This is a genomic window from Vibrio sp. A37 (assembly GCF_059777565.1).
This window is the reverse complement of record NZ_JBLNLI010000007.1, coordinates 32,829-47,446: the sequence shown is the minus strand read 5'-3', so window position 1 is coordinate 47,446 and position 14,618 is coordinate 32,829. Positions and strand designations below refer to the sequence as shown.

General features: G+C 40.6%; 12 protein-coding genes. 4 read left to right on the top strand and 8 right to left on the bottom strand.

The window, feature by feature from the left end:
* Nucleotides 1-43: 43 nt before the first annotated feature.
* From ACM2FC_RS13500 to ACM2FC_RS13490, 3 genes are all read left to right on the top strand, one after another.
* Nucleotides 44-1,282 (top strand): CinA family nicotinamide mononucleotide deamidase-related protein, encoded by a 1,239-nt coding sequence (locus ACM2FC_RS13500; RefSeq protein WP_498481462.1) that lies wholly within the window; start codon nucleotides 44-46, stop codon nucleotides 1,280-1,282.
* Between the two features lie 251 nt (nucleotides 1,283-1,533).
* Complete coding sequence (locus ACM2FC_RS13495; RefSeq protein WP_498481460.1) at nucleotides 1,534-1,770, top strand: hypothetical protein; 237 nt, start codon at nucleotides 1,534-1,536, stop codon at nucleotides 1,768-1,770.
* A 231-nt stretch (nucleotides 1,771-2,001) separates the two neighbouring features.
* Nucleotides 2,002-2,787 (top strand): substrate-binding periplasmic protein, encoded by a 786-nt coding sequence (locus ACM2FC_RS13490; RefSeq protein ID WP_498481459.1) that lies wholly within the window; start codon nucleotides 2,002-2,004, stop codon nucleotides 2,785-2,787.
* Between the two features lie 30 nt (nucleotides 2,788-2,817).
* Here ACM2FC_RS13490 and yfaE read toward each other — a convergent pair whose 3' ends face one another.
* The 4 genes from yfaE to ubiG form a co-directional block, all read right to left on the bottom strand.
* Nucleotides 2,818-3,096, bottom strand: coding sequence for a class I ribonucleotide reductase maintenance protein YfaE (gene yfaE / locus ACM2FC_RS13485; protein WP_237362230.1), 279 nt, complete (start codon nucleotides 3,094-3,096; stop codon nucleotides 2,818-2,820).
* On the bottom strand, nucleotides 3,096-4,229 hold the full coding sequence (nrdB, locus tag ACM2FC_RS13480; RefSeq protein WP_498481458.1) for a class Ia ribonucleoside-diphosphate reductase subunit beta: 1,134 nt from the start codon (nucleotides 4,227-4,229) through the stop codon (nucleotides 3,096-3,098). Before nrdB ends, yfaE begins: the two co-directional genes overlap by 1 nt.
* 77 nt (nucleotides 4,230-4,306) lie before the next feature.
* On the bottom strand, nucleotides 4,307-6,589 hold the full coding sequence (gene nrdA / locus ACM2FC_RS13475) for a class 1a ribonucleoside-diphosphate reductase subunit alpha (protein ID WP_498481457.1): 2,283 nt from the start codon (nucleotides 6,587-6,589) through the stop codon (nucleotides 4,307-4,309).
* 455 nt (nucleotides 6,590-7,044) lie between these two features.
* Entirely contained in the window at nucleotides 7,045-7,755 is a 711-nt protein-coding gene (ubiG, locus tag ACM2FC_RS13470) for a bifunctional 2-polyprenyl-6-hydroxyphenol methylase/3-demethylubiquinol 3-O-methyltransferase UbiG (RefSeq protein WP_498481456.1), read from the bottom strand.
* Nucleotides 7,756-8,054: 299 nt separating this feature from the next.
* On the opposite strand from ubiG, the gene gyrA reads away from it, so the two are divergent.
* Nucleotides 8,055-10,682, top strand: coding sequence for a DNA topoisomerase (ATP-hydrolyzing) subunit A (gene gyrA / locus ACM2FC_RS13465; protein WP_498481455.1), 2,628 nt, complete (start codon nucleotides 8,055-8,057; stop codon nucleotides 10,680-10,682).
* 251 nt (nucleotides 10,683-10,933) lie between these two features.
* On the opposite strand, the gene ACM2FC_RS13460 is transcribed toward gyrA, so the two are convergent.
* The 4 genes from ACM2FC_RS13460 to ACM2FC_RS13445 form a co-directional block, all read right to left on the bottom strand.
* Complete coding sequence (locus tag ACM2FC_RS13460) at nucleotides 10,934-12,037, bottom strand: phosphoribosylaminoimidazolesuccinocarboxamide synthase (RefSeq protein WP_498481454.1); 1,104 nt, start codon at nucleotides 12,035-12,037, stop codon at nucleotides 10,934-10,936.
* Nucleotides 12,038-12,336: 299 nt separating this feature from the next.
* Nucleotides 12,337-12,696 (bottom strand): SulA-like leucine-rich domain-containing protein, encoded by a 360-nt coding sequence (locus ACM2FC_RS13455; protein WP_498481453.1) that lies wholly within the window; start codon nucleotides 12,694-12,696, stop codon nucleotides 12,337-12,339.
* Nucleotides 12,697-13,101: 405 nt separating this feature from the next.
* The gene (locus ACM2FC_RS13450; RefSeq protein WP_498481452.1) at nucleotides 13,102-13,293 is read right to left on the bottom strand and encodes a hypothetical protein; all 192 of its coding nucleotides are present in this window, start codon (nucleotides 13,291-13,293) and stop codon (nucleotides 13,102-13,104) included.
* 194 nt (nucleotides 13,294-13,487) lie between these two features.
* Nucleotides 13,488-14,546 carry a J domain-containing protein gene (locus ACM2FC_RS13445; RefSeq protein ID WP_498481451.1) on the bottom strand — a complete coding sequence of 353 codons (1,059 nt, stop codon included), beginning with the start codon at nucleotides 14,544-14,546 and terminating at the stop codon, nucleotides 13,488-13,490.
* Nucleotides 14,547-14,618 lie beyond the last annotated feature (72 nt).

Genomic DNA, 14,618 nt, shown 5'->3' with positions numbered 1-14,618 from the left:
ATGTCCCCAAAGCTTGAATTGATCCATGTAAGGAATAGAAACGATGATAAAAATAGCAATGTTAAGTACTGGTGAAGAAGTGTTACATGGAGACATTGTTGATACTAACGCTGCATGGTTATCAAGTACCTTTTTTGAAAATGGTTTTTCGCTTTGTAAGCGCTCAACGGTAGGCGATGGTTTATCGGTGATGACTGAAGAACTATTAATGCTCAGCTTTAATTATGATGTAGTTGTTGTTAATGGTGGTCTAGGGCCAACTAGTGATGATTTAAGTGCACAAGCGGCAGCAAAAGCTGCCAACGAAGAGCTGACATTATTTGATGCGTGGTTAGACAAGCTAAGAGCTTTCTTTAAGCAGCGTGGTATTGAAATGCCAGATAGCAATGTAAAGCAGGCTATGTTGCCGGAGAGTTCTGAAATAATCGATAACCCAGTTGGTACGGCTTGTGGTTTCCAAATGAAAATTAATCAGTGCTTGTTCTTCTTCACACCTGGAGTTCCAAGTGAGTTTAAGTTAATGATCGAAAGTCAGATTTTGCCAATTCTAAAGCGGGAGTATCCCGATGTTGCTGGCTATCACTGCAGTAAGTTACACACTTTTGGCTCATCAGAATCTGGATTATCTGATATTTTGGATAGGATTCAATTACCGGAAGGGTATTACCTAGGTTACCGTTCTTACTTGCCTTATATTGAAGTTAAGCTCTTTAGTCCACAAGGTGATGAAGATACACGAATTAAATTGCTTCAATTGGTTTACGACAACATCAAGCATTGCGTTGTAAGCGTTGATGAGTCAATGCTTACGAATATTGGTCACTTGGCTTCTGAGAAGAAAGTTTCAGTAGCAGTATCTGAGCAATCGACCCAAGGCTGGCTGATAAACTGGCTTCAAGGTGATGAAAACATGCAGAAGCAGTGTAGTCATGGCTGGGTGTTAAGTGACAACCTTACGGTTGGTCATGTTGAACAAGATGAATTGGCTGCGACTTTTGCTTTAGCTGGAGCTACTCGAGAAAAATGCGCTAGCGACATCGCGATTGTTACTGGAAAGTTAATCGACAATCAATTTTATATCGCCCTGTCTAGCAAACAAGGAGAATGGGGACAAAGGTTGGAGTTTAATCGCAAGTATCGCCATCAAGATCAGAAAACGATAATAGGGACTCTTGCTGGTGATATGCTAAGACGTTATTTATCTGGATTACCAATGTTTGCAAGCTACAGCTCAGTTAATACAATCAAAGAGATGCATATTCCGAACAGTGCTTTAGAGTAGCTCCAGAGATCAAAGTCTGGGTATGAAGATTTGTCAAGGCTGTGACTTTGTACCCAGAAAACTAACTGCATGAATGAATTGGCTTATTACATTTTATTAACAAATTTTATTTTTTATAGCATATTAATCTATAAACTAAGCCAATGATTTTCAATAACCCATACCTTGTGTCTTAAATTTAAGGCTTCCGTTCTGTATTTTTGTACGTACACTGAATACTCACTCTTGGAATTTTCGTGGAGGTCGGAATAATGTTACGTCAATCTAAATTGCTTGTTTGGTACAAAGTTGCCAGTCAAAAAGTTGTTTTAGGAGAGACAGTTAGTAGTGGTGACCAGGACGTTGTTTCGATGTGGCATCAAGTGCCATTTGACAGTAATACAGCCAATTTTAATGGCTATCGTTTATCTTTATTCGACGATGACGGTAGGGAGATCGCAGACAAACCTATTTCAGTTCTAACTGCCGATGAGTTTTTGCAAGGCTAGTTGAATCGGCTGGAAATACGGTTGTTGCTATCATTTAACACTACGTTTTTTCATTTTCTAGTGCGCTCAGGCGCACTTTTTTATGAGCTGAGAGCAATGGGTTTTGTTAAGTTCTTAACGTAAATACTGGAATAAAAGCTATCATTAGAAAAATTAATTTTAATTTATTTTGAAGTGTTTTAGGGAGCAACCCAAAAATCACTTCAATTGCGAGCCAACAAAGGAGCTAGGTTGCTTAGACTGTCGAAGTTTCTGTTCATTATTCTTATAAGCTACAGTATTCAAGCTTTAGCCTCACCAGAGCTCAGAATTGTTCGTGGCAATGAAAACTACTCACCTTATGAAATGAATAACCAAAACGGCGAATTGTACGGCCTCCATATTGATTTGATTAGGTTGGCTGCTAAACACGCTGGATATGAGGTTTCTTTTAGCAGCATGCCATGGAAGAGGGCAATTAGAGACGTACAAACAGGTATGGCTGACGCGATTATTTACATCAGTAGAAATCCTGAACGCGAGAAATATTTATATTTCCTAGATGGAAACCAGCTTTCAGAAGTGAGGTTCCATTTCTTGATCAATGTGAAAGATCAACAAGATATACTGTTTTCTGGTGATATTGATAAGGTATTAAAAGGCAGAACATTGCTTGTCCAGCGTGGCTTTTCATATGGCTCAATAGTAGATAAGCCTGAGTATGATAAGCATGAGGTTACCACTGCGGATCAGTTGGTTCATATGATTTCTAGAGAAAGAGCTAAATTAGGAATTATGAATATCTATGGCTTTAACTACATATATCGTAAGCAAGATAAAGTTATCGCATTACCAATACCGGTGAAAACAAATAAAATTTATATTGCGTTTTCCAAGAAAAGTAGCTCACTTGAGATTGCTAAAAACTTTGCACAAGCTCTAACTTCGTTGAGAGGTACAGAAGAGTATAATGCGATATTAACTCGCTACTTAGGTGAAGTTACTGCTGCAAGTGGTAATAACAAAGGCGCTAAATAGCGCCTTTATTCTGAGCCCCTAAAGAAGAGCTTAAGCTTGCTTTTCCTTAAGGCGATAGTTCACGTTTGATAGTTCAACATCGCCTTTTGCTCTGCATATGCAGGGCAACACACTGTTTTCTGGCGTATAGGCCATAGCAAAGCCAACATACTCAACTTCACCAGAGACTAATTCGCAGCGGCATGCACCACAATGCCCATCACGACAGTTATATTCAGGCTCAAGGCCCGCGTTTTCCATCGTTTCAAGCAAAGTATTTGATGGATTCGATTTAATGTAAGTAGCGTTATTGATTCGAATCGTTGCCATTATAGCTCGAAGCCCTCAAAGTCATCTTCACTTACTTCATTATCAATTTGTCCAACCAAATAAGAACTGATTTCAGCTTCTTGTGGTGCTACTTGCACGTTGTCAGAAGAAAGCCAAGCGTTGATCCAAGGTATTGGGTTTGATGTCGCTTCCGGGTAGGCGGCAGGCAAACCAACAGCTTGCATGCGTACGTTAGTAATGTATTCAACATACTGACATAAAATATCTTCGTTGAGGCCAATCATTGAGCCATCTTTAAATAGGTAACCTGCCCATTCTTTTTCTTGCTCTGCTGCTTCTTTGAATAGCTCAAAACACTCTTCTTTGCATTCTTCAGCAATTTGAATAAAGCTAAAGTCGTCTTGGCCGTTGCGTAGCAGATTAAGCATATGCTGTGTGCCAGTTAAGTGTAGAGCTTCATCACGCGCAATTAGCTTGATAATTTTCGCATTACCTTCCATTAGTTCGCGTTCAGCGAAAGCGAATGAACACGCGAAGCTGACATAAAAGCGGATCGCTTCTAAAGCGTTAACAGACATCAAACATAGATAAAGCTTTTTCTTCAGCTCATTGAGACTGATCGTGACACTTTCACCTTGTATCTCGTGCGTACCTTCACCATATCGATGGTAATCGTTGGTCAGTTGAATAAGATCATCGTAGTAGTGCGCGATATCTTTCGCACGTTTCAGAATGTGCTCATTTTCGACGATGTCGTCAAACACGATTGCTGGGTCATTCACAATATTACGAATGATGTGTGTGTATGAGCGTGAGTGAATGGTTTCTGAGAACGACCAAGTTTCAATCCAAGTTTCTACTTCAGGCAGTGAAACCAGTGGCAACAAAGCTACGTTTGGGCTGCGACCTTGGATAGAATCAAGCAAAGTTTGATACTTCAGGTTTGAAATGAAGATATGCTTTTCATGCTCTGGTAACTTGTTGTAATCGATACGATCGCTGGATACATCCACTTCTTCAGGACGCCAGAAAAACGACAGCTGCTTTTCAATCAGCTTTTCAAATATTTCGAATTTTTGCTGATCATAGCGAGCAACGTTAACAGATTGACCAAAGAACATTGGTTCTTTGAGCTGATTATTCTTGTTTTGAGAAAATGTACTGTAAGCCATGTTCGTCTCAATTCCTTTTTGCCCTTCAATTAGAAGGGCGTTCAAATTCGTATATCAATAAGTGTTGTGTCTATCTGTTAGATTTTACAACCGCCGCCTTCACAATCTTCTTCTGGAGCTTGAACTCCGTCACTTTGTTCATCTTTCGCTCCGTCGCGAGTGTTATGATAGTAAAGTGTTTTCACACCATACTTATAGGCTGTAAGAAGGTCTTGAATCAGCTTCTTCATTGGTACTTTGCCACTCTCATAGACACTTGGGTCGTAGTTGGTGTTGGCAGAGATAGCTTGGTCGACGAATTTTTGCATAATACCGACTAGGTGCAAGTAACCATCGTTTGAGCCAATATCCCAAAGGAGTTCGTAGTTCTCTTTTAGTTCAGTAAACTCCGGCACTACCTGCTTCAAGATACCATCTTTTGAAGCTTTGACAGAAACGTAGCCGCGAGGTGGTTCAATACCGTTAGTCGCGTTAGAGATCTGTGATGAAGTCTCTGATGGCATCAATGCTGTTAGTGTTGAATTACGCAGGCCGTGAGTCACAATTTCTTCGCGCAACCCGTCCCAATCGTAATGCAGTTCTTCATCGCAAACCAAGTCGACATCATTTTTATAAGTGTCGATTGGTAGTAGGCCCTTAGCGTAATTAGTCTCGTTAAATGCAGGACACTTGCCTTGCTCTTTTGCTAGATTCACTGATGCTTTGAGCAAGTAATACTGCATTGCTTCGAAAGTTCGGTGCGTTAAGTTGTTTGCGCTGCCGTCTGAGTATTTCTTACCGTTCTTCGCTAAGTAGTAGGCAAAGTTAATCACACCCACACCCAGCGTTCGACGGTTCATAGTCGAGCGATAAGCCGCTGGTAGTGGATAATCTTGATAATCGAGCAAGGCATCTAACGCACGAACGACCAAGTCTGATAAATCTTCGAAATCATCCAGCGCGTTGATTGCACCTAAGTTAAATGCAGACAGTGTGCAAAGTGCTATCTCACCTTGATCATCTTCAACGTTAGTCAGCGGCTTAGTTGGTAGCGCTATTTCAAGGCACAAGTTTGATTGTCTAACTGGCGCAACTTCAGCGTCAAACGGACTGTGAGTATTGCAGTGATCGACGTTTTGAATATAAATACGACCAGTCGAAGCGCGTTCTTGCATCAATAGCGTGAACACTTCTAGTGCTTTGACCGTTTCTTTCTTAATTGACGGATCGTTTTCATACTTAACATACAGTCTTTCGAATTCGTCTTGATCTTGGAAGAATGCGTCGTATAGGCCTGGAACATCAGAAGGGGAGAATAGAGTGATATTTCCACCTTGTACCAAGCGTGAATACATAAGCTTGTTAAGCTGAACGCCATAATCCATATGACGAACACGGTTCTCTTCGACACCACGGTTGTTCTTTAGAACAAGTAAAGATTGAACTTCGCCGTGCCAAAGTGGGTAGAATACGGTTGCTGCGCCGCCACGTACACCACCTTGAGAACAACATTTCACAGCTGTTTGGAAGTACTTATAGAAAGGGATACAGCCCGTGTGGAATGCTTCACCTTTACGAATTTCAGAGCCTAGTGCGCGGATTCGACCTGCATTGACACCTATACCTGCTCGTTGAGAGACGTAGCGTACAATAGAGCTTGCTGTTGCGTTGATGGAATCAAGACTGTCACCACATTCAATCAAAACGCAGGAGCTAAATTGACGAGTAGGAGTTCGCACGCCCGCCATAATCGGTGTAGGTAACGAAATTTTGAATGTAGAAGTCGCATCATAAAAACGCTTAACATAATCTAACCGTGTTGCTTTTGGATATTTTGCAAATAGACATGCAGCAACAAGGATGTATAAAAACTGAGCACTTTCATAAATCTGGCCAGATACTCGGTTTTGAACGAAGTACTTTCCTTCTAACTGTTTTACTGCAGCATAGGAAAAATTAAGATCGCGGCGATGATCAATATAGGCATCCAGTTCGTCTAATTCTGCTCGAGTATAATCTTCGACCAAATGTTTGTCGTATTTACCCATTTCAACGAGGTGGGAAATATGGTCGTAAAGCTTAGGTGGTTCATACTGTCCGTAAGCTTTTTTGCGCAAATGGAAAACAGCTAACCTAGCAGCCAAATATTGGTAATCAGGCGTTTCTTCTGAAATTAAATCTGCGGCTGATTTTATGATGGTTTCGTGAATGTCTGAGGTGGTAATTCCGTCATAAAATTGTATATGAGCTTTGAGTTCCACTTGTGAAACTGAGACGTTGTTTAGACCTTCTGCAGCCCAAGTGATCACTCGGTGTATCTTATCTAGGTCAATACTTTCTTTGCGTCCATCACGCTTAGTGACAGTAAGTTTTTGGTTCATTATGCTTTATTTCCCTAATAAAACTTCTGTAAGTCGTATTTTTGTATAAGTTTTATAATTTTGCTGCCGACTTTGTAATCAATCTCTATCTATATATTGTAGTGTAGACACAATATATAGGGGTACATCAATGTTCGACTTACAAGATAGTGCTATCACGAGATCTTTTCAAGGAACAGCTTTTGAATGAGTTGTGGATAACTCACAAATTTAAAAAAAACAGTAAGTGAATACTAACTTGTGATTCTAGAACATAGTTGAACGGAAAAAATCGCAATTTCAAATACGCTCTTTAACTAACCAAGAACAAAAATATTTTTCTTGAAATTTAGCTGAATTTGATCCCGAAAAGAAATGGTTTAAACTTGGATATTGTGCACACAATTTGTTTAAAAAAGCGGTAACTTTGTGCTACCGCCTTTGAAGTGCTTTAAACAACAAGTTTCACTTGAGACTTAGGGCAACTTAGTTGTGTGGACGATGTAATTCACATCAACGTTTTTGCCGAGCTTGTAATGGCCAGTTAGAGGGTTGTAGTGCAAACCTGTTATGCCCATATCTTTGAGCTCGGTTTTGTCGATCATCTTAAGCATTTCGGAAGGGCGAATGAACTTTTCGTGGTCGTGGGTGCCCTCAGGAACAATTTTTAGTAGCTTCTCTGCACCTACTATTGCAAATAGATAGGATTTTAAGTTGCGATTTAAAGTAGAGAAAAATACTTGTCCACCAGGCTTTACTAGCTTTGCGCATGACTGAATGACTGATTGAGGGTCGGGGACATGTTCAAGCATTTCCATGCAGGTCACAACATCGTACAAGCCAGCATTTTGATCGGCATGATCTTCGACAGTGCTTTGGATATAGTTGACCGTAGTATTGGTTTCAAGTGCATGTAGCCTAGCGACTTCTAAGGGCTCCTTACCCATATCAAGGCCAGTGACTTCTGCCCCTTGCTTAGCCATACTTTCAGCTAAGATACCCCCGCCACAGCCGACATCTAATACTTTTTTACCGAAAATTCCGTCAGATTTGTCCATGACGTAATTCAGTCTTAGTGGGTTAATTTGATGAAGTGGTTTGAACTCGCCTTCTAAGTCCCACCAACGGGAAGCCATGTCTTCGAATTTTTTAATTTCACTTGGATCGACGTTTTGCGTGTTATTCATTCCGATACACTCATTAACAATAATTCTATGGGCCTTCCGACCTTATTTATGAGTGAATTATACCTCTAACACATGGAGAGTTATACAAGCTATTTTGGGGTAGTGGATAGCTTAAAAAAACGCCACTTTGATATGTATAGATTTAACGTGGTTCAATTTATCAACAATTGCACCTTAACCATCTTCACAAGTTGGTAAATGCTCAGGGAAAGTGATGCCGAATAGGATTATTCTGTGTTATATTTTCACACCTTATACGTATCAAATATACGATCAAACTGTAGAGGGACAACTGCTCTATGAGCGATCTAGCGAAAGAGATCACACCCGTAAATATTGAAGATGAGCTACGAGGTTCATACCTAGACTATGCGATGTCAGTTATCGTTGGTCGAGCTCTTCCAGATGTGCGTGATGGCCTTAAGCCTGTGCATCGTCGTGTTTTATTTGCGATGAATGTTCTAGGTAATGATTGGAACAAACCATATAAAAAATCTGCCCGTGTTGTTGGCGACGTAATTGGTAAGTATCACCCACATGGTGATAGCGCGGTGTATGACACTATAGTGCGTATGGCTCAGCCATTCTCACTTCGTTATATGTTGGTCGATGGTCAAGGAAACTTTGGCTCTATTGATGGCGACTCCGCTGCGGCAATGCGTTATACCGAAGTACGCATGGCCAAAATTGCTCATGAGTTACTGGCAGATCTTGATAAAGAAACTGTGGATTATGTACCAAACTACGATGGTACAGAGCAAATTCCAGCAGTTTTACCGACTAAAGTTCCGAATCTACTCGTCAATGGCGCTTCAGGTATTGCGGTGGGTATGGCGACGAACATTCCGCCTCATAACCTAACAGAAGTGATCGATGGTTGCTTAGCTTATATCGAAAACGAAGCTATCACGATTGATGAGCTGATGGACTTCATTCCAGGCCCTGATTTTCCTACTGCAGCGTTAATCAGCGGGCGCAAAGGCATTGTCGACGCATACAAAACAGGGCGTGGCAAAATCTATATGCGCTCTAAAGCCGATATCGAAGCTGACAAGAATGGCAAAGAGACTATTGTTGTCACAGAGATCCCTTATCAAGTCAACAAAGCTCGCTTAATTGAAAAAATTGCAGAGCTAGTTAAAGACAAAAAGGTTGAAGGCATTAGTGCACTGCGCGATGAGTCTGATAAAGATGGCATGCGTATTGTTATCGAATGTAAGCGTGACGCTGTAGGCGAGGTAGTTTTAAACAACCTTTACGCACAGACTCAACTGCAAACGACATTTGGTATCAACATGGTTGCGCTGAACAATGGTCAACCGCAATTGTTCAACCTTAAGGATATGTTGAAGTGCTTCGTTGATCACCGCCGCGAAGTAGTAACACGTCGTACTATCTATGAACTAAGAAAAGCGCGTGATCGTGCTCATATCTTAGAAGGCTTAGCGTTAGCACTTGCCAATATTGATGAAATTATTGAATTAATTCGTCACGCTGCGACACCTGCAATCGCAAAAGAAGGGTTAACTTCACGCGGTTGGGATCTTGGCAATGTTTCTGCAATGCTTGAGCGTGCTGGAACTAACGCAGCAAGACCTGACTGGCTAGAAGAGCAATATGGTATCCGCGATGGCCAATATTTCTTAACTGAGCAGCAAGCCCAAGCAATTCTAGATCTACGTTTGCAAAAACTAACTGGTCTAGAGCACGAGAAAATCTTAGACGAGTACAAAGCACTTCTTGAAGAAATTGCAGAGTTAATGCATATCCTAGCGAGCACTGAGCGCTTAATGGAAGTGATTCGTGAAGAACTAGAAGCTGTTAGAGATGGTTTTGGCGATGAACGCAGAACAGAAATTACTGCTGCTAGCCATGATATCGACATGGAAGAGCTAATTGCTCGTGAAGATGTAGTAGTGACACTGTCACATGAAGGTTATGTTAAGTATCAAATCCTGAGTGATTATGAAGCGCAACGTCGTGGTGGTAAAGGTAAGAGTGCCACCAAGATGAAAGAAGAAGACTATATAGAAAGGCTATTGGTGGCAAATACCCACGATAACATTCTATGCTTCTCAACTCGTGGTAAGACTTATCGCTTGAAGGTTTATCAATTGCCGCTTGCGAGTAGAACTGCTCGAGGCAAACCGATTGTTAATATTCTTCCTCTAGAAGAAAACGAGCGTATTACCGCAATTCTTCCGGTATCGGAGTTTAGTGAAGATAAATACATCTTCATGGCGACGGGTGATGGTACAGTTAAGAAGACCTCTCTGGATCAGTTCGCTAATGTTCGTTCAAACGGTCTAATTGCTGTTAACTTACGCGATGATGACTCTCTAATTGGTGTTGATATCACTGATGGCGATAGCGATATCATGTTGTTCTCTAAAGCGGGTAAAGTGGTTCGCTTTAAAGAAGACAAAGTAAGACCAATGGGACGTACCGCAGCGGGTGTTCGTGGTATGAAGCTGGTCGAAGAGGGTGATCAAGTTGTTTCACTAATCGTACCTTCAAACGAAGGCGACATCTTAACAGTAACGCTCAACGGTTTTGGTAAACGAACAACTTTAGAAGAGTACCCAACTAAAGGTCGAGCGACTCAAGGTGTTGTATCAATTAAGGTTTCTGATCGAAATGGACCGGTTGTCGGCGCAATCCAAGTCGAGGAAGGCGACGAGATGATGATGATCACTGATGCGGGAACTTTGGTTCGTACTCGAGTGGCGGAAGTGAGTCAGGTTGGACGTAATACTCAAGGTGTGACCTTAATTCGAACTGCTGAAGATGAACACGTTGTTGGCTTGCAGCGTATCGACGAAGTTGAAGAAGCTGAGCTATCTGAAGAAGAGTTACAAGAAGGAGCCGTGGCTACTTCTGGTGAAGAAAACTCTGAACAACCTACAGATGGTAGCGATACAGAGTAAACTCTAATCGAGTAAAGAAAAATGCCGAGCTTATATGCTCGGCATTTTTTTATGTGCTGTACTGAAACATATCATACCAGTCTTGGAAAAACATTGGCCTGCGAAGTGAAATGAGCTGGAACAAACGTACATGGGCATGGATGCCCATGTTTAAGCGCACAGGATGTCTTGAGCGGTTTGTGGAAGCTTAATTCACTTCGATCATATTCTTACTTAGAATCGTATAAGTGCAGCAGTGAAAAGGAATATTGTTAATCAACTAGCCCATAATCACGTTTAAGAACGTCAATGATTTCTTGCTTTGGGTTTTGGCTTAATTCAATTTTCTGTCCGGTAATCTTTTCTGCAATGTTGATGTAAGTGCGAGAAAGATCCATTAGAGATTCGGTAGGTAACTCATTGTTACGAGCGAGCGCTTCACGCTCATCCATGCGATTTTTGTTGAGTAAGATATCAGGATCTGGGAAGTGGTTTAACAAGAATTGACGGAAGCCTTCTTTTGAGTTTTCTACGATATTGCCTTGTAAATACTGCTCTTTATCCCAAATTCTTGATGAGTCTGGAGTGCCGACTTCATCCATATAAATAAGTTTTTCGTTTCCTTGAGCATCTTCTACATAGCCAAACTCGAACTTAGTATCCACGAAGATTTGATCAATTTCAGATAGCGATTGACTAATAAGCTCGAAACCTTGCTTGAGATACTTTTCGTACAGGTTGATATCCTCAACTGAAGAGAAATTAAATGCAGCGAAATTGTCTTCAATGTTTTTGCGGCTGATATTAACGTCATCTGCTTCAGGAACACCAGGTATACCTTTTAGGATGCCTTTTGTTGAAGGAGTAATCAGTAGTTCAGGCAGTGTTTTGTCTTTGCCAAGCCCTTCAGGAAGTTCAATACCGCAGAATTCGCGTTCACTTTTTTCATAAGCACGCCACATAGAACCTGTTAAATATTGGCGGCAAATAGCTTCAATTTTCACCGGCTTAGCTTTTTGAACGATCCAAACAAATGGATGAGGGATATCTAATATATGGCTGTCGGCTAGACCATTTTCTTTAAAAAGGTTAAACCAATGGTTTGAGATAGCATTGAGTGCCGCGCCTTTGCCTGGAACACCTTTCAAACCACCTTTTGCATGCCAAATACAATCGAAAGCTGAAATTCGGTCACTAATAACCATAATTGCCAAAGGTGCATCAGAGGCCACGTCATAACCTTTTTCTCGAATTAGGCGTTGACTGTCTTCTTCGGTTAACCAGTATACAGAGCGTACTTTGCCACTGTGTACTGGTTTGTCTGTCCGAATTGGGAGGTCATTATTAACAGCAAGAACTTGATCAGCAAGATTCATCGACATAATCCTATCGTAATATCAATGTTACATTTAATAGGCCAAATGGCTGAGCATATTGGCGTTACATATGCGTGGCATGATACCAGAACTATTTTATGTCGCTAGTAAAAAAGCAAACGTTTGCCTGAAAACTGTTTCGCTAGGGGGTCTGAGTAAAAAAGTTGATTCCAAGCCTTTTACTTAACGTATGCATGCTTTCCACTCAGGGGGAAGTTTCATCACTTGCACTGCAAGTAAAAGACTAGGAATCGGAACCATTAAAATGAAAATATAAAAAGGCAATACGATATAACTCACTATAGAAAAAACACTTCACATTGATGTTTCAGAGCAAGCTGCTTGAGTAAATTTTGATTCACCAGATCAATATTCATTGAGGCGACAATAGCACTTGCATTACCCGCTTTTATCGCTCGAACAACGATTTGAAGTTCTGACTGGGTATGGGAAGGTTTCATCTGTATGATTTTTTGAGAATTAATTTGAGAGGAGGTGATATCTAAGGAGCTAATTTTGGGACATTCAGCTGTAAATAGTATCCACTGTTGCTGCTGAGAAAGTACTTCTAGTTTGGCAAAAAAATCTTCGTCAAACGATTGCTGAATTGCAGGATGTACTACATTTGAATAGTGGTTATGTGAATGTGTTTGATACATATTTACTGTCCTTATATACATACTGTACAAATAAACAGTAATCTCTTTGCCTTAGATAATCAAGATGAATTTGAGTTGGAAGATCATAACAATACACCGCTTGGAATTTAATCTATTGAAAAAACAGTATTTATCCGTATTCATTATATTTGACTAATTTGATCAAGTGTTAACTCTATCACGTAGTAGATATATTGAATGTGCGTATGCATTTCTGCTTATTGCCTGTGTAAACATGGCATCGTTGAGGTATATAAAAGGAATGGAGTATGGTTAATGAAGGTTAAAGGTTTATAAAGTCGCGCTTTATAAAAGCTATATGGTCTTAATTTACTCGTTGAGAATTCAATGCAACTAAAAAGCGCCACTAATAAGCGGCGCTACATTGGGCATCAAGTGCCAAGATTACATGTTTAGAGATTGGTCTTCTTCACGCTTTCTTTGCTCCAGCTCACCAAGGTTAAACTGTCTGACATCTAGTGTCGCAAGCTCATAACATTCTTTGCATGATAAATTTGACTTGCCATCGAGGTAGTCGTGTTTAACCAGTAAGCTAGGCTTTTTGCACCAATCACAAATGCCTTCTATCGTGAACATATTTTCCCCTTCACATAACGATTTCCCATTGCTCTAGTTTGTGGCTATCTATTGATAGAGCTTGTATTGGGGACTTTATTTTCGCACCGGATTATGACATATATAAGTGCTTTCGGTTAATCATTTATGATGGCAACTGAGAAGGAGATCGATTACGTGAAAACTACTTGGAAACACTGAGTTTTATTATGTAACTATTTGTTAGTTCGGGTTAATATTATCTTAAGGGCAGCGTTTAGTCGTTTCATTTCATCTTCACTTCCATTGACATCGGGATGATAAATCTTAGATAGTTGCTTAAATCTCAATTTAACCTTTTTATCATCCGGTATTTTGTTTACTCTAAAGCCAAATAGGGTGCAGGCCAGTTGTAATTGATTGGGGGCTTGAGAGTTGCTTTTGTCTTTATTTGACTCTGCATTTTCATGACCGCTCTTTTTAGTGTGGTTCTGCTGCTTCTTTAATTCTCTATACAGAATGCCAAGTTGTTTTTTTTGCTGGTTAATTACTTGTAGTTGGTTCTCAAGAGCTTTGTCCTTGTCTTGGCTTTCATTGCTCTCTTTTATTTCCCTTTTTTCCCTTCGTTGCCGCCGCCTTCTGAATACAATTATGAATGTTGAAGCAGTTGCGACAATAACCATGGTCGTTAAATATTCTACGATAGATAGTATTTCTATGTTTTCTGGAGGAGAAGTAGGAGAGGCTGGGGATAGCGACTCTTCTGGAAATACAGAGTTCAGTTGCTCAATATAGGACATCTGTTTTGCTCGTCGAGCGTTGTACTTATTTTCTAGGAGCTTTGAGTAAGCTTCCTCTGCGGCAGAGCTTTGGCCAGAAGCTATTTGATACCACACCTCAGCCATGTCGATAGGGTTAGGGGGCTGCTTTAGATTTTGGTAGATCTTGCCAAGCGTTAGCTGTGCATCCACATTCCCTTTTAACGATAAATTAATTAGCCAGAATAGCCCTTGGGGGATATTTTTTTTTGTTCCTATACCATTTATATAGGCTTTAGAAAGTTGAAATTTCGCAGGATCGTAGCCATTTTGGGCAGATTGTTGATACCAATAAAAAGCCGCTTTGCTATCTTGCTGGACTTGTTTACCCAATTCATATAGTTTCGCTAATTCATACTGAGACTTAGCGTCATTTTGCTCGGCAGCTTCAGTTAGAGATTGGATGGACTCAGCAAATGCAACTGGGGCATTGATAAAAATAGCGATTAGAAGAATCTGTGGGAAAATTTGTCGCAAGATATCACCACCAAACTATAACATCCATGTACCCGATACCAATTCCAGTAACTGCTTGCGCACTGAATTACT